The following is a 1,827-nucleotide window of genomic DNA, read 5'->3' as shown; positions in this document are numbered from 1 at the left end:
AGATCAAGACTATAGAGGAGCTTGCGTTACACCATAATTTTCTCTTCAATAATGACTATTTAAATAAAAATACTTGGTATTTTGTTTAAATAGTCGATTAAACTTTTTAGCTATAAAATATTTAGATTAATTTAACCATAAAGTTTATGCCCATTCATGATGAATAATTCTTACAATTTACATTTCTTTACAAAAAAGTCCGCCAAAAAACTAGCCAACTATTTCTTAAACGGCTATACTTTAATCGCTTTAGAAAGACAAGCTTATTAAATAAGCGATTAACCATAAAAAATCTAAATAAAACAAAATATTACTTGACAGGTGGAACAAAATGCAGTACCATTTTAGGCACAAGGCACAAGGCACAAGCACTGGCAAACTTATGTCTTAAATTTATCAAATAATCCTATTCGACAAGTTTTTACTCGAAGCTCATTTATATCATCGAAATTATCTCTCGAATTATTTTCGAAATTATCCACAAAACTATTTTCAAAAATTCCATTGGCATTAGCGCCGTTGTTGTTATTACCGTACTCTTTAGAATCGCAGGCATTATCGGCCACGACTTCTGAGCGCATTCACGGTACTGCGCCTTATTTAACCTTTGATGGCGGCGCGACTCATGCTGATTCAGTTAGTCCCTTATTATCAGTAACATTGCCTGGAAACAAAATTATTACTGTATCAAGTGATAGCTCAAGTATGGAAAACCCATTAGTGTTAGATAAACTTTCAGCCACTTTTGCAGATATCAAGACATTAGTGCCTCATGGGGATTATCCAGAAGTATTGACCGATAAAGTGATTGATGACAATGGTTATTGGAAGGATGATGATGGCGATACACTCCATCGTGTCAATTCAAGTAAATTAAAAATTAAATGGCAGAATTTATATGGTCAAGATATTACTAATTATGTGAAGGATAACTCAGATAAAGCATTAAATGGCTGTGATGCACCTTATCAATTGACGTTAGAAGTGGAAGATGTAAGCATTAAGACAGAATATGGTATTCCTTCTGAAAGTGATAAATTTACTGGAAATAGGCATACCTATTATCTTTATCCCAAAATGGATAAACCACAATTTTGTTATGCTATGCCTAACTTAGAATATGATTGGCATTCAAATGATATACCTTACGATGGTGCAGTTTCTTCTCTTAACGATCCGCATGGTGATTGGAATAAATATAGAGGATTTTATGCTTATAATCCAGCGAATCCTGGAGCAAACTTTCCAACCACAGGCTCTCATAATTTATTTTTTTACTTGAGTGTTGCAGGAATGAAAGCACAAGATATAGTAAATAAAAATGGTCGAACAATTTCGACGGGAGGGGTAACATTAACGTTAAATGCTGAAAATACGCTACCTACAGGGCTTGTAAAAATTAACTTAACGGGTCCTAAGGAGAGTAATCCTGGTTCTTTTATTCCTTCAACATTTTATTTACACGATAAAAACAATGACCCATTGTATAGTTTTAGGTTAGAGCGTTGGTATGTCACTAAAAAAGGTGGTGCAGGGGGGTATCAAAATGCAGTAGCATTTTGTAATAACTTTAATGGTGGTGGATATCGTATGACCAAAGTGCTTGATTTTACCAATGCAAGGCGTGGCGAAGATATAGTTGTGGATTGGCAAAATGGTATAGCAGACGGAGCCTCTTTACGAAAAATTAGTTATATAACCAATGGTTATTGGATGGGGGGATTATTTAGCGAATGGGGACGAGTGACTCAAATCTACTATAAAGATAGTGATTGGGAATTTTTTCAAGTTGGCGATCCTGCTTGGGGGGAGCTAAGAGGGTATTAT

At 34.8% G+C, this 1,827-nt stretch carries 1 protein-coding gene; it reads left to right on the top strand.

Annotation, left to right across the window (positions count from 1 at the left end):
- Positions 1 to 504: 504 nt before the first annotated feature.
- On the top strand, positions 505 to 1,827 hold a 1,323-nt coding region (locus A9G37_RS06230), incomplete at its 3' end, for a hypothetical protein (protein WP_141671097.1).

Origin of the sequence: Gilliamella sp. GillExp13, from assembly GCF_001690815.1 — a bacterium.
GTDB lineage: Bacteria > Pseudomonadota > Gammaproteobacteria > Enterobacterales > Orbaceae > Gilliamella > Gilliamella bombi.
Note: the sequence above shows the minus strand (reverse complement) of the source record. Positions and strands in the feature narration are given on the sequence as shown.